The sequence below is a fragment of the Dyella japonica DSM 16301 genome (genome assembly GCF_001010355.1).
Taxonomy (GTDB): domain Bacteria; phylum Pseudomonadota; class Gammaproteobacteria; order Xanthomonadales; family Rhodanobacteraceae; genus Dyella; species Dyella japonica.
The window spans coordinates 179,200-198,983 of record NZ_JPLA01000001.1 but is presented as its reverse complement, the minus strand read 5'-3'; the positions used below and the strand labels follow the sequence as shown (position 1 = coordinate 198,983).

Sequence of the window (19,784 nt, the reverse complement as noted above, 5' to 3'; positions counted from 1 at the left end):
CGCGCCGGCCGGTGTCGAATCTCTTGGTGAGTGCCTCGGTACGACCGTTCGGTTGCCTCGCGGGCGTCCTGCGGCATCGCGAGTTGGATCTGGATAGCTGGGCCCGATGGGCCACCACCTGAGAGAGGCTGGCAGTTTCAGGCAAACTGCCAGCCCCACGAAGTTCTATCAGCGGCTTTTACGCGAGCACGTCGCGCTCAATGGCCCATCCGCTTGCTCACGACTGATATGCATTTGCCGATGCTTTCCGGATCGTTCGCCTTCATCATGCATTTGTAATCGCTGCGCCGATACGTTTTGCCCGCCATGCATCTGGCGTTACCGCCATCCATATTTTGCCGCAGATGTTCTCGCAGGTCGTCCGCATCATCGGGCGAAACTCGGGCAACGGCGAATTCGATCTCCTTTTCGCCGATCGACTGACACTCCGTTTCGGACAGTGGGCGCGAACTGCAAGATGCAAGCAGCACGCAGGCCGCCACCAGAAAAAGCCACTGTTTCATCTATTCCTCCTTGAAACGTTTTGTTGGAGACCAAACCCGGGCAGACGGGTGCTCCGGCCAGCTTTCATGCACGGCCTTATTTCCCAGCGATGCGGGCAGCGTCCTTGAGCTGCATACGTCTGCTCCCCACAACACCCCTGGTTTCCCAGCACGCCAAGCGCGCCACCCCGCCCCCGGGCGCTCAAGATATACCATCAAGCGCAAGTAATTGCGTGATAGATAGCAATATATTGCGGCGCGCTAATGGGGTTCGTTGTATCGACAGGGAGGGCGCGGTCAGCGACGAGTTCAAGGGGGCGGGCGCCATAATTCGATTTCAATAGGAAATGGCTTGATAAAGGCGGCGCCGCGCAGAGGGGATGGCCAACGCGTTCAAACACGTTGCTGGGCGAGGCAATTGACGTAGATCGGTCACGCAGGAGGCCGTATGAGCATTGACGAACAGATCAACGATTATTTCGCTGCCCAGCCCGAGCCCAAGCGCACCGATATGAGGGAGTTGCACCGCGCCATCCTTGGCCTCATGCCGAAGTGCAAGTTGTGGTTCATGGACGGCAAGGATGCTTCGGGCAAAACCGTCTCCAACCCGAACGTAGGGTATGGAACCCAGACGATGCGATACGCCAACGGAGACACCCGGGAGTTCTACCAGATCGGCATCAGCGCCAATACCGCCGGCATTTCCGTCTACATTCTTGGCATCGAAGACAAGCAGTACCTGGCGCAGGCCTATGGGAAGGATCTTGGCAAGGCCAAGATCACCGGGTACTGCATCAAGTTCAAAGCGCTGCGCGACATCAGCATGGAGACGCTCAAAGCCGCCATGCGATATGGCATTGAGCAGACGACCAGTCGGCCTGGCCGCCAGTAGAGTCACCACGCCTGCGACTTTCCGTAAAACTACGGTTTGCTCAGGCACGCCTTTGCGGGACGATGAGCTGCGGTCGTATGGGCCGTGGAAAACCGATGATCCTCATCCCGGTCATCGCCATCAGGGCTTGGGTGTCACCTCATCCGACATGCGCTTGATCGCTGGAACTTTCACCCTCAGTCACGGAGTCATCCTATGAAAGGTCGACGCCTCGTTCAGACATCCCTGGTGCTGTGCGCGCTAGCGCTCTCGCAGATCGCCAGTGCCGCTGCCCTGGAATGCACCATGCGGTTCAGCCTGTCCGGTTGGTCCGTGATCTACAAGCACACCAGCGGTCAAGGTGTGGTTACCTGCACCGACGGTCAAACCATGAAGGTCAAGATCGAAAGTCATGGTGGCGGACTGACGGCCGGCAAATCGCGCATTGACAATGGCATCGGCAATTTCAGCGATATCAAGAAGATCAGCGATGTGCTCGGCACTTACGCGCAGGCCGATGCCAGTGCGGGCGCCGTGAAATCGGGCACGGCACAGGTGCTCACCAAGGGCGAAGTTTCCCTCGCGCTATCGGGTGCGGGTCAAGGTATCGATCTGGGCGTGAGCATAGGCGGCTTGACGATTTCCGAAGACAAGTAGAGTTGCAGCCCTTCTCGAAACGATCGGTCCGAAGGCTGGCGGTTCGGGAAGGGCAGCTTCACTTCGGTAGTCGGGTGCGAGACGTCACTTGTTGCAGCTCTTTTAGACCGTCAAGGATCGCGTCGGCCACACGTGCCATCTAGCTCTTGAAGACGATCATCTTCTCGGCCGTCATCTCGTGCATGGTGTACGGAATGCCACCGATGCCGTGTCCCGATACATGGCGGCCGGCGAACGGCATCCAGTCGACGCGGAAGGCCGTGTGGTCGTTGATCATCACGGCCGATGCATCCAGGCGTTCGGCGGCTTCGAAGGCGGGGGCGAGTTCCCGCGTGAAGATGCTCGATTGGAACGCGACGGGCAGGGAGTTCGCGGCTGTAATGGCCTCATCAAGAGTGCCGAACGGATAGACGCAGGTAAGCGGGCCGAACACTTCGAGCGTGGATACCTTGGCGTCTTTCGGCGGATCAACCAGGATGGCTGGCTTCAACGTTGTTTCGCTGACGCGGCCGCCTCCAATCAAGCGACTGCCGGCCGCCACTGCTTCGTCGATCCAGCTTTGCACGCGATCGGATTCAGCAGGCAGGATAAGCGGTCCCACCTCCGTTTGCGGCAGCACCGGATCACCGACATTCAAGGACGTCACCCGGCGCGCGAATCGATCGAGAAATTCCTGCTGGATGTCCTCATGGACGTAGATGCGCTGGACGGAGACGCAAACCTGCCCGGCGTGGTAGTAGCCGCCCTTGGCAATGGGCTCGATGATCTTGTCCAGATCGGCGCTCCTGTCGACGATCACCGGAGCCACGCCACCGTGCTCCAGCGCGCAACGGGCGCCGGGAGCGAGCTTCGAGCGTAGGTACCAGCCGACCCGCGCCGAGCCGATGAAGCTGAGGAAGGCCACGCGTGTATCCGTGGCGAGCGCTTCGGCGAGGTCGCGCTCCTCGGGCAGGAAGGTTTGCACCCAGCCTTCCGGCATGCCTGCCTCGTGCACCAGCTGGACGAGTTCCAGACAGTTGAGTGGCGTGGTTGTGGCCGGCTTGACGATGACGGGGCAGCCGGTCGCGATCGCTGGCGCCACCTGGTGAACAATCAGATTCAGCGGATGGTTGAAGGCTGAAATGGCGGCGACCACCCCAATGGGCTCCTCAATCGTCCACGCCCGGCGACGGTCGCTGGACTTGGTGATCCCCATGGGAATCTCACGACCCGCACGGGTTCGAAGGATCTCCGCGGCGTTTCGGACACCATCGATGGCCCGATCGGTTTCCACCAGCGCATCGGCGTAAGGCTTGCCGCCTTCCCGTGCGATCTGCTTGCCAAAATGCTCGCGCTTGCCCTCCATCAGCGTCGCGAGCTTGTGCAGAATGTCTATACGTTCATACGGCTTGAGCCAACTGGATCGGTCCTTGAACAAGCGGTACGCGGTGGCAAGCTTCGCCTCCAAGGCCTTTGCGTCATCGCTGGGCAGCTCAGTCATCAGTTGGCGATCAAACGCCTGCACCACCTTGATCATTTCATCTTCCTCGTGGGTAGTCGGGTATGGCGAGCGCGCGGCAACGACTTCACCGTGGCGCAACTGCGTAACATTACGGGTGTCTCGGCGAAGAGGAGGTGAGAGGGGCCGGCAAATAGCCAGCTTGCGGCTGGCCATCCCGTCCACAACAGTGGCAGCAGTGTGACCCGTGGAAGCTGGGTGAGCTGCCACCTATCGAGCAGCGATAGCGGATGCTTTTGACCTTGAGCGGACATCGCATTTGCATGTTGACCTTCCATGGCACGTCGAAATTTTACGGAGTGCGTCGCCCGTAGATCTGCGGTCGCCAAGCAGAACGTTTGGACGCATCCTCAATAGGCGTAACTTCTTGCAAGCGTCTCTCCAGAAAGTAGCGTCGTCGATAGGCGAGTGAAGGGCGTCCGGCCCGCGAGCCGAAGCCCGTGCCCAGCTACGCGTCCCTGGGAGAGTCGACTCATAGCAGTAGAGAGGAGAGCCGTGATGCGTGGTATTCGTCTATGTGTCCTTGCACTGTCCATGTTGAGCGCCAGTGCTGCCTTCGCTCAGGAGGTGACGTGCGAGTCTCAAGGTAGCAAGCGCACGGAGTGTCCGATGGACACCGAGGGCGCCGTCCGCCTGGTCAAGCAGCTCAGCAACTCGCCCTGCACCGAGGGCGTTTCATGGGGTTTGTCCAAGCACGCGGTGTGGGTCGAGCGTGGATGTCGCGGGGTGTTCGCCAAGGACACTGGCGCGTCCACTTCGGCGGCGCCCAGTGGTGGCTTGCAGCTGGTCAATGCCACGTGCCCCGGCCATATCGCCGTGCACGCGGATCGCGGCGGCCCCGTCTACATCAATGGCAAAGAAGCCAAGTTGAAGAAGTTCAACGAGAACTATTTCGAGGCACGCGACGAGGCGACCGGCACCGTGGTGTCCATCAACAACAACCCCGATGGATCGGTGGGTGTTTCATACACTGGAAAGAATCGCGCGAATGGCATCTGCCAAGTCACGGCTCAGTGATGGCGGGCACAAAGGCCCTTTAGCGCGGTGATATGACGGACCCATGTCCGCCTCCGGCCAAACACGGGCGCCGCAAACGACGCGGCGTTCTATTTCAAACTGACGTCCACGTTGAGTATCTTGCCGTCGAACGAGAACGGCCGCCTGTCGAAATACTCCAGCGACACGGGTGATCCCAGGTCCGTGCCGACGTCGAACGTTTCGGTTGCGGTAAAGGCCACCGGTACCGTGCGCTTGACGGTGGTGCGTGCGACCTCCTTGCCATCAACGGTCAACACGACATCGGCTTTGCCGCCGGGTCTGGCAATGTTCGTGTCGACGGTGATCTCGTGCTTGCCTGCGCCGATGGCGCTGCTGGAACGCACCGACGTGCGCTCGACTTCCATCATGTTGTACTCATAGACCAGTCGCCCTTTGTCCATGAACAGGGTGAGGCCTCCTGAGATGCCGCCCAGGGCGTAAAGCACGCCGCTTGCGTTTGAGCCTGCGTCCAGATCCACCACGACGCGATTGCTTTGCCGGCCAAGGCCGGGCGCCGCGAACTCCGGCATGCGCGTGGTGTAGGCGTTGAATTTCCAGTGGGAATAGGGTGGGGCGACCCTGTCCGCCGGATGGATGCGCAGCCAAAGGTCGGCGCCGATGGGAAAGACTTTGTTCTTCTTTGCTTCCTCGAGAAAGAGCGCCTTCATCTCAGCAAGCTTTTGCGGGTTCTTGGTCGCCAGGTCGTTGGCCTGCGAGTAGTCGTTGCTCAGGTCATACAGCTCCCACACGTCTTTGTTCGCATCCCATGCTTTGATCCTGGGAGCGGAAGCGGCCGCCTCCCATGGAATGAAGGGACCAAACGTGCCGGCGAACCAACCGTCGTGATAAATGCCCCGGCTGCCGTTGTTGTCGAAGTACTGCGTGTGCTTGTTGTCCGAGGCGTTCGGATCATTGAAGGTGGACACCATGCTTACGCCATCGAGGGGCTCCTGTTTGAAGCCATCGACAACCTGCGGCGGGGTGATATGCAAAATGTCGTAGATGGTGGGAACGATGTCGTTCACGTGATGGAACTGCGCACGAGGGTGGCTGTCGTGCTTGATGTGCCCGGGCCAGTCGATCACCAGCGGATTGCGCGTCCCGCCGAAATACGAGCCCATCAGCTTGGTTCCCTTGAACGGCGTATCGCCAGCCCAAGCCCATCCGGCGTGATACATGTTGTCGACCTTGGGGCCTCCCAGCACATCGACGCCGCCGAGCTTGTCCAGTGCGGCGAGCTGCTCGTCGATGGTGGTGGGGATGCCGTTCTGTGCCAGCAGTTCGCTGATGGTTCCGTGCTGACCCTCGGCGCTTGAGCCGTTGTCGCCGAAGACGTAGAAGATGATGGTGTTGTTGCGGATACCCAGGCGATCGAGCTCATCGATCACCCGGCCTGCCTGCGCATCAGCGTGCTCGGTAAAGCCTGCGAACACTTCCATGAGTCGCGCCTGGAATCGCTTCTGCGATGCCGGGATGCTGTCCCAGCCTTCCATAGTCTTGTCGCGTGGCGTCAGCACGGCATTGGAGGGAATCCAGCCCATCTTCTTCTGGCGTTCGAAGGTCTCCTGGCGCAGCACGTCCCAGCCCTGATCGAACTTGCCTTGGTACTTGTCCGCCCACTCCTTGAAGATGTGATGCGGCCCGTGCGACGCACCGGGCGCCCAATACAGCAGGAACGGTTTGTCGGGTGCGTAGGCCGCGTGCTTGTCCATCCATGCAATGGCCTTGTCGGCGAGATCCGAGCTGAGGTGATAGTGCTCATCGCGAGGTGGCTCGATAGGGTTGAGGTTCTCAACCAGCCGCGGCTCCCACTGGGACGTCTCGCCACCCAGGAAGCCGTAGAAATAGTCGAAACCGATGCCGTCACCGGTAGGCCAGAGCGTGAAAGGGCCCATGGCCGTGGTTTCCACGGCTGGCGTGTTGTGCCACTTGCCGAAGGCCGCCGTGTTGTAGCCGTAATAGCCCAGCACCCGGGCCACGGTGGCGGTGCTGCGGGGTATCACGCCGGTATAGCCGTCCCAGTTGACGGCGCGTTCGGCGATGGTGCCGGAGTCAACATGGTGATGGTTTCGCCCCGTCATCAGCGACGCACGCGTGGGTGAGCAGATGGACGTGGTGTGGAACTCGTTATAGCTGATGCCTTCGTTTGCCAGGCGCGTCAGTGTCGGGGTGTGGATGGGCCCGCCGAACGTGTCGGGCAGCCCGAAACCGACGTCGTCCATCAGAATGATGACGATATTGGGTGCCCCCTGAGGCAGGTGATTCACTTTCGGAAACGGTACGAGCTTGGAGTCCTGAAGCGTCGGGGCGGCGAAGCTCTTCGATGCGGGCTGGGGGAATGGAAGCGTGGAGCCGTTGGATGGCGTCACGGAGGCGGCTTCCTGTGCCCAGGGGAGTCCGCAAAAGAACATGAGCGCGGCGGCGACCAAAGCGCACCGCCACCGATAACCGAAGACCCGGCTCGCCCTCAAAAATACGCGCATGTTCATGGCTTCCTCTCGGTTGCCCATCCAGACTCGCGCGAGCTTGCCTCGGCAGGTTTTTATGCGCATCCGTAGTAGAGCCGAGGGGGAGGCCGTAGTTCTACTTACTGCCGGGGTACGGGGACTGCCTGCTTGCGCCCCAAGGTGGACCAGCGCCAGGCAGCCTGGCCTATCCTTCGACAGTCCGTCGAGTGCCGGGCGTTGCCTGGATGGGAGCCGCATAGGGCCCCGTGTCGATCCCGCGGGCACTCGTTCGTCGCGAACATGAAGGCGACCACGCTGGCCGCCCTTTCCTAGGAGGAGATGGTTATGTCCTATATCGATGGTTTCGTGATCGCCGTACCCAATGCCAACCGCCAGCAATTCATCGATCACGCCGCTACGTTCGACCCCATTTTCGTGGAGTTCGGCGCGATCCGGGTGGTGGAGTGCTGGGCTGACGACGTGCCCGAAGGCAAGGTCACCGATTTTCGCCGGGCCGTGCAGGCGAAGCAGGACGAAGCCGTGGTGTTCTCGTGGGTGGAATGGCCCGACAAGGCCACCCGCGATGCCGGCATGGCGAAACTCATGGAAGATCCGCGCATGCCAGGCGCCGGCGAGATGCCCTTCGACGGCAAGCGCATGATCTTCGGCGGCTTCGTACCGGTGGTCAGCGTGCCGGAATAGGGCGGACTGATGTTCCGGTCATCGAGGCCGGATACCGAAAGCCCAGCCGGCACCGCATGAGGTGCGACTGGGCTTGATGGATCACTTAGCTTGTATGCCGTGACCTTGGCAGGCTAGGTAACGTGTCGGCCTTCAATCACTGATCTTCTTTACATCATCGGGCTTCCACGTCTTGTCGAAGAACGCCTGTTTCGGGCTGTAGAGCCGCAGGATGATGAAGTAACCCTTGTTCGGCAGCGTGCGTACCCAGTTGCGCTCCTTGCCTGCGGGTGCTTTGGGTCCGAAGTAGAGGTCGTAGGTGCCGTCGGCGTTCTGCACCGGCTTGTCCATGGAATTGAGCGAGGGCAGCGGCTGGCCGTTTTCGAGGCCGGAGGCGTTGATCGGGTCGTAGACCGTCACCGACCAGAAGTTCGCCGCGGGCACATTGGGCGGCAAGTGGAGCTGATAGGTGTGATCGCCTCGCAGGAAGTTGCCTTCGGCATCGCGCCATGTCGACGGATATTTGGCGCCGCGCTCGACCATGTCCACCACCATGCCGGGACTGGTGGCATAAGCGGTGGTGAAATAGGCGTCGCGTTGCACCAGGTTGGTAAAGGAGCCGCTCGCCTGGAATTGCGGGTTCTGTCCGGCGAACACGTTCTGCCACTGCCGATCCGGGTAGTAACGGGCCAGAGGCTGGTCGATCAGGTCGTGCCAGATTTCCACCTTGCTCATGTTGAAGGCGGTACGGGCAGCTTTGTCGAGCAGTTGGCGCTGATGTTCCGTTGGCTGGAACGGTTGACCCTTGATGATGCCGATGGCGGCCATCATGCCGCGCCAGTCCATGTCGGCCGGATCGACGGTCTCGTCGTCGACAAAGCGCTTGAGCATGTCGAAGTACGTCCCGTCATGCGGGAACAGCATGAAGGCTGGCGTCTTTGAGCCGTCGGGGAATTTCATCGCCTTCGCGCCGCTCTTGTTGTTGAGCGGGTAAATGCGGCTTTGTTCGATAAGCTCGTTGGTGGGTCCGAGATTCTTCGGGTCGGTGAAGAAGCCGCGGAAGAACACCAGCACGTTGTTGGTGCGCGAACGGTAGACGTAGTAACCGGCCGGCGTGTCGCCCTTGTAGTCCCACGGCACTAGCAGGTACTTGCCGCCCTTGCCGCCGTCGGGACCGGCGAAGCCGAAGTCACCGAGATAGGCTTTCCCGTCGATGGTGGGACCGGTGAGCGGGCGCTGATAGAAATCGTCGAAGATGCCCTGGTTCTTGGGCGACACCTCCACCACGATCGGCCCGTCCTTGAGGTTCACGTAACCCATTGCGTAGATGCAGTCGGAGTTGGGCGTGGTGACCTTGGTCTTGGCGTTGAGGCGTTCCTTCCAGATGGGCAGCACGTTGTAGCCCGCGCCATAGGTCTTCTCCGAGCCTTCCTTCATGGCGTAGATGTTCACGGCCGGCAGCGACCACAGGTACACCTGCACGGCGCGCTGGAAGAACAACTCGTCGCGCAAGGTGTCGGCAGTCTCCTTGGTGGGGTAGTCGCCCTCGAACTTGGCATTGACCAAGGCATCGTGCGATGCACTGCCAGTTTGCGTCTGAGCGCCAGCCAGCGGGGCGGCCAACACCATCAACAGCGCAGACGAAAGGACGTGCAGGCGTTTGGATAAGGGCGTCGCGAACATCACACCACCTCCTCGAAGTCCGGCATCTTGAAAGTCTTGTTGTTGAGCGCCTCGGTGACGCCGTACAGGCGCATCGCCGGCAGTGGGCGTTTGCCGCGGGTGGGTAGCCAGTTCGTTTCAAGGCCGGCAGGCGCCTTGGGGCCCACGTAAATCGTTACGCTGCCGTCGGCGTTCTTCTTCATCTTGTCCAGGTCGTACGAGGACAAGGTGGTGCGATTGGAGTCGGTATAGATGAAGGAGAAGGTGGCGCGGTCATACACCGTGAGCGCCCAGAACTGCTTGATCGGCATGTCCTTGGGCACGTCGACCTTGTAGAGCTTGCCCGCCTCCAGCAGCTTGCCGTTCTTGTCGGCCACCGCCATCAGGTATTGCGTGGCGGGAACATCCGCCAGCACCTTGGGCATATAGGTGCACCAGAAGTATTCGGCGGCCCGCTCGATCAGGTCGATGCGATCGTCATAGACGAAGGTGAATCGCTTGTTGGCGTCCGCCTGCAACAAGGCAACGTAATGGCGATCCGGCCAGAAGGCTTTCTTGAAGACCTGTGTGTCGTACCAGTATTGCAGGTAGTACCACGCGTCGATGGCGGCTTGCCGCAGGATGCCCTTGGTTTTCTCGTCCGGGTTGAAAGGCTTGCCCTGTTCGATGCCCAGCGACACCAGCATGCCCATCATGACTTTGTCCTGTTCGTGCACAGGCTCCACGCTCATGATCTCGTGCATGTCCTGGAAGTGGCGCTCGTCGTAGAACGGCAGCGTCGGGTAGCGCTCGTCGATGGGGTCGACGAAACGTTGCTTCGGCGGGTTCTTGTCCTCGGACAGGTAGTGCATGCGTAGCCGCTGGGCGTACTTGTACGCATCGGTGGCGGTTTTACCTTCGGCCGGCACGGAGCGGAACGCGAAGGCGATGCGATAGTTGGGCGAGGGGACATGGATGAAACCGGATGGGATGGCGTCCTTGTAGCCCGGCGGCGTGAACAGGTACTTGCCGCCCTTGCCCTGATCCAAACCGGCGGGTCCGACGTCGGCAATGGTGAATTGCCATGCATCGACCACCTGCCCATACAGGCTTCCGTCGGGCCCGGCCGCGGGGACCTCCAGCACCACGGGTCCCTTGCGCAGATCCGTATAGGCCGCGATGTAGGGCGTGGTGGAGTTGGCCGTGATCGCCTCCAGCTTCGGCGTGGCTGGCGCCGAATAGACGATGACGTCGTTGTCTTTCAAGCCGAGGCTGTCGAACGCCGCCCGGCGGAACGAATAGATGGCGATCGCCGGCATGTTCCACAGCACGGCTTCAAAGGCACGGTGATATTTGATCTGCGCATCGAAGTCGCTGACGGATGGCTTCGATCCAGGCGGCGGCTGCCCGCCCAGCGGCTCGCGCTCGGTGGTCGTGGCTGGCATGGAGATGCTCTGCGTGACTGACTTGGAAGCAGTGGCTGATGCCGAGGCGGTTTCCGCCAGGGACAAACCGGTGACCGACACAAGCGTGCCGGCAGCTGCGGATTTCACGAACTGGCGACGATCCATGGATGCCCCCTGGCCCTAGAGGCCCCGCGTAAGAGAGGACATCTTCCGAGGCAGCTACTGCCCAGACAAGCGTAGATCCACGCTATTTGGATCAGTAAAAATACCGATCGCGAGGTTGTCTTGTAGCATCCGGGAATGAACGAGTATGTCTGCTTTCGACCCACGGCGGACGCTAAAGCCAACGAAAGCGGGGACGGCAGGAGGCAATGGAGGGGACGATGAACTTGACTGCTGCCGTGACGCTGGCTTTCGCGGCGATTCTGAGCCGGTGGTACTTGATGCTGGTCGCAGGGAGGGCCTGGAAGGGCATTTCCAAAGCCCATCCCGAGTTTGCTGGGGCGCTTTATACATCCAGTCTGGATGTGGCGTTCTACGGCATTGGACCCCTTAACTGGAAGCCACTATTTCGCAATCCGGTTCCAGCGGATATTGAGTCGACAATAAAGCGGCTGAGACGAGTAGTTCTGACTGCCGGCCTGATCGGCGTAGCGGCGCTTGTCTATGTGCCTGCGACCTTCTTGCACGAGGCCATGGTTGGTTAGCTGAAGTCCGCTTTCGACCCAGAGCCGACAATCGGGTACAAAGTTCTGGCTAGCCAGGTAGGGGATGCGGTTGAACAGAAACGTGAGTCCACTCATCGGCAGACTGGTTCTCGCGACGGTATGCGCGGTTGCCTTCTACATGTTTTGGCAAGCGCGGACAGGTGCTTCCAGTTACGCCCGGAACCCGGTGGGTGTCTTGGAGGCGACCTTGAAGTCTCTTCCGATACCGCCAGGCAGCGTGCTTGTAGGCGGTCCGAAGCTGGTTGACCGGGTAACCATTGCAACGGCGGAACAGAACTATGTCGTCGATGGTGACCCGAACGAGATTGCGCAGTTCTACCGGGATCACCTGGTCGCTAGCGGGTGGCGAGAAGACGTGCCAGGGAGCGGTGCACCTCGTGAAATGTGGTTTTGCAGGAATGGCGTGTTAAGCGCAGTCACGTTTCTGTCCGAAGGGCGCCGTGTTCAATACAGGGTGGGCTTGACGAGCGGCGGCTGGGCGTCGAGCAAGTGCGGGTAGTTCGCACAACGTTCTAATGTCCGCCTTCGCCTTGGAGCGGACTTTATGACGCGTTCCCGGCGGTGACTGGGTGCGCTATCTCAGAAAACAAAGGAGCGTCATGCGTTTTTCAATGCTGGTCATTGCGGTCGGTCTTTGGATGGCTTTCAGCAGTGCCATTGCCGGCGAGCCGTCGCTCTCTGCGCAGGCCAATAATCAAAAGACGATGGAAGAGATGTGCAGGGAAACCGTTTGCCAGCACAACGTTCACGTGTTGCTGAAGCAAAAGGATGGTGCGATGTTCGATCGCACTTTCGACGTCATGCCAGGGGCGGTGCAGCCCCATTGGCTGGCGATACTTGCTGGGCAGACTCTGTATATCGAGGCCGACAAGACCAACGATCGGCTGACTGACTTCCGGGTTGTCGAAGCAGTCACGCATCCTGAGAAGACGCTCATCGTGACTCTTCATCAGTCCGATGACGGAAGCATGTTGCTGAAGGTGACCAACCCTTTCAGTCAATCGCTCAAATTCAACATGGGGATGATGCCATTGGATAGCGACAAGCTTCTGAAGACATCCAGTTGCCCGGTGATGGCTGGCGGATCTTCGTTCGAGTCGTGGCCGGAACCCGTCTTTCAGGTCGTGCTGGGCAACGCGCGTTTCATTGACGCTGACAAGGGGCAGGTAGCCTGCGATTAGTCATGGATGTTCGCGTTCGACCCAAGGCATCGAGTAGGACCTGCTCGATGCATGGGCGTGCATGACGGTAGAGGTATCCACTTTCGACCCATAACCGACCTGCGCACAAATCACTCCACGCGACGCCTCCCTGGCATCCGCCCCTTCACGAATGGCTCGCCGGCTCGTCGCCCGTAATCTGGCGCTGCATGTGATCGAGGTACTCATCGAGCTCCTGCGCGTTCGCAAACACCTCGTTCAACGGCACCGCTTTGACAATGTCGAAGACCTTGCGTACCTGCGGCTGGGGATTGAGCAGCAGGGTGTGCCCGTTGCGCGCGCGCATCGTTCGACGGATCTTGGCGATGCTGCGCAGGCCGGCGCTGCTGATGTATGCCAGTGCGGAAAGATCCAGCACGACGGTGCCGCCCTCGGGCAGGCCCGGAAGTACGTCCAGCATGGCCAGATCAAATTCATTGAAGGTCTGGGCGTCGAGCCGGCCATGGAGATGCAGTGTCGTTCGGCTGGGCGACTCGTTCTCAACGTTCAAGCTAAACGTCATGGTCTGGCTCCGGTCGTGCGGGGTGGAGAAAGCGTAGCTGCAAGTGGTTGCCATGCTCGTCATGGCTGTAGCTCAGTTCGCTCGCCATGGCACGCACCAGGTGGATGCCCAGGCCGCCGATCTCGTCGGCGTCGGCCAGGTCGCCGGTAAGCGCGGGCGTGGGCACCTGCAGTGGATCGAAGGGGTGTCCATCATGGTGCAGATCGATCAATACAGCGTCATCACCCAGGCGCATATGCAGTTCGATCTTGCGGTCGGTGCCGCCCGCGTGACCATGCTCCACCATGTTGACCATGAGTTCCTCGAGCACCAGCCGAACGTCATCGCGGACCGCGGGCGACACGCCTTGATCGCGCAGCGAGGCGTCGCAGCGATCAAGCGTGTCGAAGACATCGTCCATCGAGGCATGGATGGTCAGGTCGAGCATGAGTGCGTTCCCGTCGGCCAGGGCATGATGCCAGTTCAGGGCGAGCACGGTGATGTCGTCGGCTTGCCCTGCGCCTTCTGCAAAGCGGTCCACCTCAGCCAGCAGGCCAGCAGCAAGTTCGGCGGCGGAGCCTGTCGGGGAGCGCCCCAGGCATGCCAGCAAGCGTTCGACGCCGAATAGCTGCTGACCGGTGTCGGTCGCTTCGGTGATGCCATCCGTATAGAGCAGCAGCGTCTGATCGGCATGCAGCCGCAGCGTCCGAGGCGGATAGCGGGCCTCCTCATCAAGGCCGAGCGCGGCACCGGTGTCCAGCTCGATCAGGCGGACGCCATCGGCGTCGCAGAGCACGGGCGGCTCGTGTCCTGCGCTGGCCATCACCAGTTCGCCGGTCGCCGTATCCAGCATGCCGCACAGCAGGCTCACGAACATGCAGCTGTCGTTGTTCCGGCAGAGTTCGACGTTGAGCATCGAGAGCAAGTGCTGCGGTGATCGCGCCCTTGGCGCCAGCGCCTTGGCGAGCGTGATGGTGCGCGCCATGAATAGCGCGGCGGGTATGCCCTTGTCGGACACATCGCCCACCATCACACAGAAGCGCCGCTCATTGAGCATGAAGTAACTGTAGAGGTCGCCGCCCACGGCGCGGGCCGGTCGAAGCAGTGCGTGCAGCTCGAAGTTCTCGCAGTGCGCGTCCAGGTAGTGCTCGCCCGGCAGCAGCGCGGTCTGGATCTGGTGTGCGATATCCAGTTCGCTGGCCAGGCGCTGCTGTTCCTTCGCATTGCGGGTCAGCTCGGCGATATGCAATGCCAGCTCCGTGCGCATGCGGTCGAAGGCCTGGGTGAGGCGGCCGACTTCGTCCGGGAAGCGGGCAGGGGGCAATTCGAAGGCCAGTGCGCCGCGCGCCACCTGCTCGGCGCGCGACGTCAGCGTGCCCAGCGGGGTCAGGATGCGTCGCGTCACCGCCAGCGTGATCACCGCCAGGGCAAGCAGGGCGAGCAAGCCCAGCAATAGCGCCTGGACGAACGCCTGCCGCACGCCGGCGTAGATCTTGCTCTCCGGCATGGCGAGGCCGAAGCGCCAGTGGGTGCCCTCGATCGGCACGAAGTAGATCCACACCGGTTTGCCTTGCGCCTGCGGGTTCTGCGCAACGGCGAGCCGTACGTGGCTGGCCTGATGAGTGGCCAGCGCCTCCAGCAAATTGGCCTGGCCGCGCTGGCCGACCAGGGCAGGGTTGTCGTGGGCAAGATACGTACCGCTTTCGTCCAGGACGAAGGCATACGCGCCCGCCGGCTTGCCCAACTCCTTCAAGGTGCGGCTGAGCCAATCCAGGGAGACGTCGGCATTGATCAAGCCCGTCGGACGGCCATCCGCACTGATGGCGACGGAGTAGTTGATCATCTCGCGTTGGCGCGACTGCGAATGGAAATGGCGTTGCCAGCAACCCTGCGAGCAGCTCAGGCCTGCCAGAAACCAGTTCGCCTGCCAGTACGGGTTGATGTCCTTGCGCAGGTCGCGCCGATCCAGGGAGCCATCATCCTGGCGGCTGATGAAGGGCGACTCGGGTGGATTGCCGGCCGCGGGCACGAAGGCTGCGGCCAGTCCGGAAAGGTCGGCATTGCGTGCGAGAGCGCCGCGCAGCGTGAGATCGGCGCCATCCGGATGGGCGCCCACCACCACGGCCAGGGTTTGCGCCGTGTCGGCCACGCGAGCCAGGCGCTGTTCGATCCGGTTGCCCGCCTCGTTGGCGAGTGCTGTCGCTTCGCCATGCGCTTTCTCGAGGATCTGCCCGCTCACCCGGTAGAACAGCACGCCGCCGGCAATCGTCAGCACCAATACGGAGCCGGCGAGCACCCAGAGAGACAGCCGCGAAGCGATGCTGCGCAAAAACATGCGAACCCCCTGTCGACCCGGCCATTCAGCCACGCAGGCGTGGTTTCAGCAAGCCAGCTGGACGGCCGTTTGTGCACTGTGCCGCACTTGGGCTTGGGCGGTGGTTGCCGATCCCGGCCCGGATTCCACAGCCGACGTTGTTGTGCCTGCCTAGGGACGTAGCTACTGTTATTCAGACAAGGGGCTCGTCAGCTTTCCGGGCGAGAAAAGGGGCGCATCAACCGATGCGAAGACAGACGGATCAGATCCATGAAGGTTTTGCGATACGCGCTGGGTAGCCTGGCATTGGTTGGGTTCCTGGCCTCGCTTGTGGTGCATTTGCAGGCACTGATGGGTATCGATGTTGCGTCGTCCATGCCTGCTGTGTGGTTTCTCCACGGCGGGATCTTTGTCGTTTTTCTGCCGTTTGTTTTGCTCAGCCGGAAAGACTTCGCCGGCAACAAATCTTTATTCGCCATGGCGAAGGGATTGCCTCGGTGGGTGGCTGCACTCGGTGGCGTGATCTTTGTCTACGCGATGATCAATTTCGCGGTCTTCATGCTCAACACGGGTGGGGGCAATCCCGTCGCTGAGAATGGACGTTACGTTCTGATGGAGCATGGAAAGCTGATCAGGGAGATCACCGCTACCCAATTCGCTGCCTTCAAGGCAAATGAGGTGCGCGGCTTTTCCGGTCACTGGATGGTCTTCTACTTCGTGCCTGCTGCCTACTTCTTGTTTTGGAAGCCCTCGTCTATCCCATCCCCTTCATCGGGGGCGGCCGCAACGTTGGGCTAAGGTCCGCTTTCGATAGCGGACTGCAGCTGCAGACTCACGCCCTATGCGTAAGTAGAACTACTTAAGATGTTCTGCGAGGGTCAATCGCGGCCTACAAACCGAAGCGCACAGGCACTTCCCTTGGTCTGGCTTTGCGTAGTCAAGCATTGAATGTGTCCGTCGCCAGCGCCCTTGTAGATGGGGCGGGCACTTCTTCGGTGCTCAACGGTCGGCCGTCAATTTCCGGCGCCATGGGTGGTCACAGCCATTTTCAGGCGCGCGGCCTTGCATCGCTCGATGAAGGTTTCGTGGTGGCGAAGCGACACGGCGTGGAAGAGTAGAATTAGGCTTCGCTCGCAGGCAGGAGACCCCTGATGTCCGACCAGGCAGATGACGCGGGTACCATCCAGGCATTGCTCGAACGGCTCGTCAAGTTCCGGCTGCCTCGAACGCTCGAGATAAAGAAGCGAATCGACAGCGGCGAACGCCTAAGTGACTCCGAACTCGAATTTCTGAAGAAGGCGCTCAGAGATGCTCAAGAGGCGGAGAAGTTCGTTGTGCGTAATCCGGAGTTCCATACCCTGGGTGCGAGGATCGTCCAGCTCTATGGCGAGATCATCATCAAAGCCACCGAGAATGAGAAAGGCGGGCAATAAAGCGCGCGCTTGGTATCCGACTGCGGGCCACGCGATCACGGATGTTCATGGCTTAGGTCAGGGCGATGTTTGTTCCGCTTGGACTGACATCATCTCAACCTTGGCTATGTGTCGCGGAAGATTGTCGCGGAGACGGCACATCACAGCCGTCGGGATAGATGTCCGTTACTCGCGTGCCCGAGCTCGATGGTCCATGTGTTGCTGATGTTGTTGGAAATTCCCCAGCGAGGAGCGTGTACCTCAATCACTAAGTGGCGGTTGAGCGGTTGAGATCACTGCAGGCGATCACGACCCACATGGGAGCAAACGACATGAAGGGCGACAAAGAAGACAAAGCAGCCGGCGCGGCGCCGGAAAAGATGAAGCGGAAGGAGTACGAGGCGGAGCTCGAGAAGTTGCACGTCGAGCTGGTCAAACTGCAGCTGTGGGTTGTCGCCAAAGGGCTCAAGGTTTGTGTGGTATTTGAAGGGCGTGATACGGCGGGGAAGGGGGGCGCGATCAAGGCCCTGACGGAGCGGGTCAGTCCTCGGGTGTTCCGGGTGGTGGCCTTGCCCGCGCCGACGGATCGCGAGAAAAGCCAGATGTACATGCAACGCTACATGGCCCACATGCCGGCAGCAGGGGAGGTCGTTATCTTCGATCGCAGCTGGTACAACCGCGCCGGCGTCGAGCGCGTGATGGAGTTCACGCCGGAAGCCAAGGTGCGCAGATTCCTGCAGGTGGCGCCGCTGATGGAGAAGGCGATCGTCGAGTCGGGCGTGGTCCTTCTGAAGTATTGGCTGGAAGTCAGCGAAGCGGAGCAAACCCGGCGACTGAAGGAGCGAGCGAACGATGGACGCAAGCTCTGGAAGCTCTCGCCGATGGACCTGAAGTCGTATGGCCGTTGGTACGACTATTCGCGAGCCCGCGATGACATGTTTGCCGCGACCGACACCCCGTATGCGCCGTGGTACGTGGCGCGCACAGACGACAAGCGCCGTGGACGTCTCAACATCATCCGGCACTTGCTCGACCGAGTGCCCTATAAAGAGGTGCCGCTCGAAAAAATCAAGTTCCCGAAACGGCAGAAGATCGGCGACTACGTCGAACCGGACTACCCCATCAAGTACGTAAAGGAACACTACTGACGGCAGCTGGCGATCGTTCAATGCGCACCTACGACCCACCCCAATCGGCAAAGGACCAAGCATGAGCGGCTGGCTGCGTTGGTTACCCGGAGTGCAAATCGCCCGCCAATACCAAGCGGCTTGGCTGGCGCACGACTTGATGGCCGGCCTCGTGCTGACCACCATGCTTGTCCCGGTCGGCATTGCCTACGCCGTGGCTTCAGGTGTTCCGGGCATCAATGGCCTGTATGCCACCATCGTCCCGTTGCTCGTCTATGCGCTGTTCGGTCCGAGCCGAATTCTGGTGCTGGGGCCCGATTCGTCACTCGCCGCGGTGATTCTGGCAGTGGTGCTTCCGCTGTCTGCAGGCGACCCGGCACGTGCCGTGGCCGTTGCCAGCCTGATGGCGATCGTGTCTGGGCTGGTGTGCATTTTGATCGGCATTGCGCGCATGGGATTTGTCACCGAGTTGCTGTCCAAGCCGATCCGTTACGGCTATATGAACGGGATTGCGCTCACGGTGCTCATCAGTCAGCTACCCAAGTTGCTGGGCTTTTCCGTCGAAAGCGCCGGGCCGCTGCGCAACGTCGTGCGGATTGTCCGGGCGATTGTTGAAGGTCGAGCCAATTGGGTGGCGTTCTTCGTTGGTATCGGCACCCTGGCGATGATCCTCTTGCTCAAGCGCTGGAAGCGAATCCCCGGACTCCTGATCGCTGTGGTCGCCGCCACGATCGTGGTCGGTTGGTTTGGCCTGGCAGAGAGCGCGGGAATCAAGGTGCTTGGTCCACTCCCACAGGGCCTGCCATCGTTCGCCCTGCCATGGATCGGTGTGGCTGACCTTGGCCAGGTGCTGATCGGCGGCTGCGCCGTGGCGATGGTGGCGTTCGCTGACACCAGTGTGCTGTCGCGCACGTATGCAGCCAAGACCCGTGCCGTCGTCGATCCCAATCAGGAAATGATCGGCCTGGGTGCCGCCAACCTGGCGGCTGGGCTTTTCCAGGGATTTGCGATCAGCAGCAGCTCGTCGCGCACACCGGTTGCCGAAGCCGCAGGCGCAAAGACTCAGCTCGCGGGTGTGGTCGGCGCCTTGGCGGTGGCGCTCTTGCTGCTACTGGCGCCGAACCTGCTGGAATACTTGCCCAGCAGCGCTCTGGCGGCGGTGGTGATCGCCGCGGCGATCGGCTTGTTCGAGTTTGACGACCTGCGCCGCATCCTTCGCATCCAGCCGTGGGAATTCTGGCTTTCGATGGCTTGCTTCGTCGGTGTCGCCGTCTTGGGAGTCATTCCCGGCATCGGCATCGCGATCGCCATAGCGATCATGGAATTTCTCTGGGACGGCTGGCGCCCGCACTATGCCGTGATGGGCCGAGTTGACGGCATCAGGGGCTATCACGATATCAAACGCTATCCTGCCGCGCGTCGTATTCCGGGGCTCGTGCTGTTTCGCTGGGACGCGCCGCTGTTCTTCGCCAATGCCGAGCTGTTCCATCAGCGCCTGTTGGAGGCGGTGGCGCATTCGCCAACACAGGTACGACGAATCATCGTCGCCGCAGAGCCGGTCACCAGCATCGACGTGACCTCAGCGGACATGCTTGCCGAGCTGGAACGGTCGCTGCGCGAATCTGGCATCGAACTGCGCTTCGCCGAGATCAAAGATCCCGTCAAGGAAAAAATGGAGCGCTTCTCGCTGCTGGAGCGCTTCGGCACCCCATATCCCACCATAGGCGCCGCCGTCGACGCCTATCTTGAGGAATACAAGGTGGACTGGAAGCCGTAAAGTG

Annotated in this window: 17 protein-coding genes; 10 read left to right on the top strand and 7 right to left on the bottom strand. The window is 60.9% G+C overall.

Translation table 11 applies throughout. The features are described 5' to 3' along the window. Positions 1-197: 197 nt before the first annotated feature. A complete protein-coding gene (locus tag Y882_RS00760; RefSeq protein ID WP_046969935.1) occupies positions 198-503 on the bottom strand; it encodes a hypothetical protein in 306 nt (101 codons plus the stop codon). Between the two features lie 427 nt (positions 504-930). On the opposite strand from Y882_RS00760, the gene Y882_RS00755 reads away from it, so the two are divergent. Both Y882_RS00755 and Y882_RS00750 read left to right on the top strand, forming a co-directional pair. After that, entirely contained in the window at positions 931-1,374 is a 444-nt protein-coding gene (locus Y882_RS00755; RefSeq protein ID WP_046969934.1) for a hypothetical protein, read from the top strand. A 195-nt stretch (positions 1,375-1,569) separates the two neighbouring features. Then, entirely contained in the window at positions 1,570-2,010 is a 441-nt protein-coding gene (locus tag Y882_RS00750) for a hypothetical protein (RefSeq protein WP_046969933.1), read from the top strand. Between the two features lie 139 nt (positions 2,011-2,149). Here Y882_RS00750 and Y882_RS00745 read toward each other — a convergent pair whose 3' ends face one another. Beyond that, the gene (locus Y882_RS00745; protein ID WP_046969932.1) at positions 2,150-3,526 is read right to left on the bottom strand and encodes an aldehyde dehydrogenase family protein; all 1,377 of its coding nucleotides are present in this window, start codon (positions 3,524-3,526) and stop codon (positions 2,150-2,152) included. Between the two features lie 480 nt (positions 3,527-4,006). Between Y882_RS00745 and Y882_RS20220 the strand changes: the two genes are divergently transcribed. Then, positions 4,007-4,525 (top strand): DUF3011 domain-containing protein, encoded by a 519-nt coding sequence (locus Y882_RS20220; RefSeq protein ID WP_425479372.1) that lies wholly within the window; start codon positions 4,007-4,009, stop codon positions 4,523-4,525. Positions 4,526-4,614: 89 nt separating this feature from the next. Here Y882_RS20220 and Y882_RS00735 read toward each other — a convergent pair whose 3' ends face one another. Continuing rightward, positions 4,615-6,813 (bottom strand): arylsulfatase, encoded by a 2,199-nt coding sequence (locus tag Y882_RS00735; protein ID WP_211259096.1) that lies wholly within the window; start codon positions 6,811-6,813, stop codon positions 4,615-4,617. A 525-nt stretch (positions 6,814-7,338) separates the two neighbouring features. On the opposite strand from Y882_RS00735, the gene Y882_RS00730 reads away from it, so the two are divergent. Beyond that, on the top strand, positions 7,339-7,695 hold the full coding sequence (locus Y882_RS00730) for a DUF1428 domain-containing protein (protein WP_046969931.1): 357 nt from the start codon (positions 7,339-7,341) through the stop codon (positions 7,693-7,695). Positions 7,696-7,827: 132 nt separating this feature from the next. Here the strand turns inward: Y882_RS00730 and Y882_RS00725 are convergent, their stop codons facing one another. Then, positions 7,828-9,357 carry a DUF1254 domain-containing protein gene (locus Y882_RS00725; protein ID WP_046969930.1) on the bottom strand — a complete coding sequence of 510 codons (1,530 nt, stop codon included), beginning with the start codon at positions 9,355-9,357 and terminating at the stop codon, positions 7,828-7,830. Continuing rightward, positions 9,357-10,886 carry a DUF1254 domain-containing protein gene (locus Y882_RS00720; RefSeq protein ID WP_046969929.1) on the bottom strand — a complete coding sequence of 510 codons (1,530 nt, stop codon included), beginning with the start codon at positions 10,884-10,886 and terminating at the stop codon, positions 9,357-9,359. Before Y882_RS00720 ends, Y882_RS00725 begins: the two co-directional genes overlap by 1 nt. Positions 10,887-11,104: 218 nt before the next feature. Here Y882_RS00720 and Y882_RS00715 point away from each other — a divergent pair, with 218 nt between their 5' ends. Both Y882_RS00715 and Y882_RS00705 read left to right on the top strand, forming a co-directional pair. Then, positions 11,105-11,428 carry a bromodomain-containing protein gene (locus Y882_RS00715; protein ID WP_156171285.1) on the top strand — a complete coding sequence of 108 codons (324 nt, stop codon included), beginning with the start codon at positions 11,105-11,107 and terminating at the stop codon, positions 11,426-11,428. 620 nt (positions 11,429-12,048) lie between these two features. Next, the gene (locus Y882_RS00705; protein ID WP_156171284.1) at positions 12,049-12,630 is read left to right on the top strand and encodes a hypothetical protein; all 582 of its coding nucleotides are present in this window, start codon (positions 12,049-12,051) and stop codon (positions 12,628-12,630) included. Positions 12,631-12,775: 145 nt separating this feature from the next. On the opposite strand, the gene Y882_RS00700 is transcribed toward Y882_RS00705, so the two are convergent. Next, positions 12,776-13,171 (bottom strand): STAS domain-containing protein, encoded by a 396-nt coding sequence (locus tag Y882_RS00700; protein ID WP_046969925.1) that lies wholly within the window; start codon positions 13,169-13,171, stop codon positions 12,776-12,778. Then, positions 13,161-15,485, bottom strand: a complete 2,325-nt coding sequence (locus Y882_RS00695; RefSeq protein WP_046969924.1) for a SpoIIE family protein phosphatase — start codon at positions 15,483-15,485, stop codon at positions 13,161-13,163. The genes Y882_RS00700 and Y882_RS00695 overlap by 11 nt, the downstream gene beginning before the upstream one ends. 249 nt (positions 15,486-15,734) lie before the next feature. Between Y882_RS00695 and Y882_RS00690 the strand changes: the two genes are divergently transcribed. From Y882_RS00690 to Y882_RS00675, 4 genes are all read left to right on the top strand, one after another. After that, entirely contained in the window at positions 15,735-16,262 is a 528-nt protein-coding gene (locus Y882_RS00690; RefSeq protein ID WP_046969923.1) for a hypothetical protein, read from the top strand. Positions 16,263-16,615: 353 nt separating this feature from the next. Beyond that, on the top strand, positions 16,616-16,897 hold the full coding sequence (locus Y882_RS00685) for a hypothetical protein (RefSeq protein WP_046969922.1): 282 nt from the start codon (positions 16,616-16,618) through the stop codon (positions 16,895-16,897). A 311-nt stretch (positions 16,898-17,208) separates the two neighbouring features. After that, complete coding sequence (ppk2, locus tag Y882_RS00680) at positions 17,209-18,024, top strand: polyphosphate kinase 2 (RefSeq protein ID WP_046969966.1); 816 nt, start codon at positions 17,209-17,211, stop codon at positions 18,022-18,024. Between the two features lie 61 nt (positions 18,025-18,085). Beyond that, positions 18,086-19,780, top strand: a complete 1,695-nt coding sequence (locus Y882_RS00675; RefSeq protein WP_082120869.1) for a SulP family inorganic anion transporter — start codon at positions 18,086-18,088, stop codon at positions 19,778-19,780. Positions 19,781-19,784 lie beyond the last annotated feature (4 nt).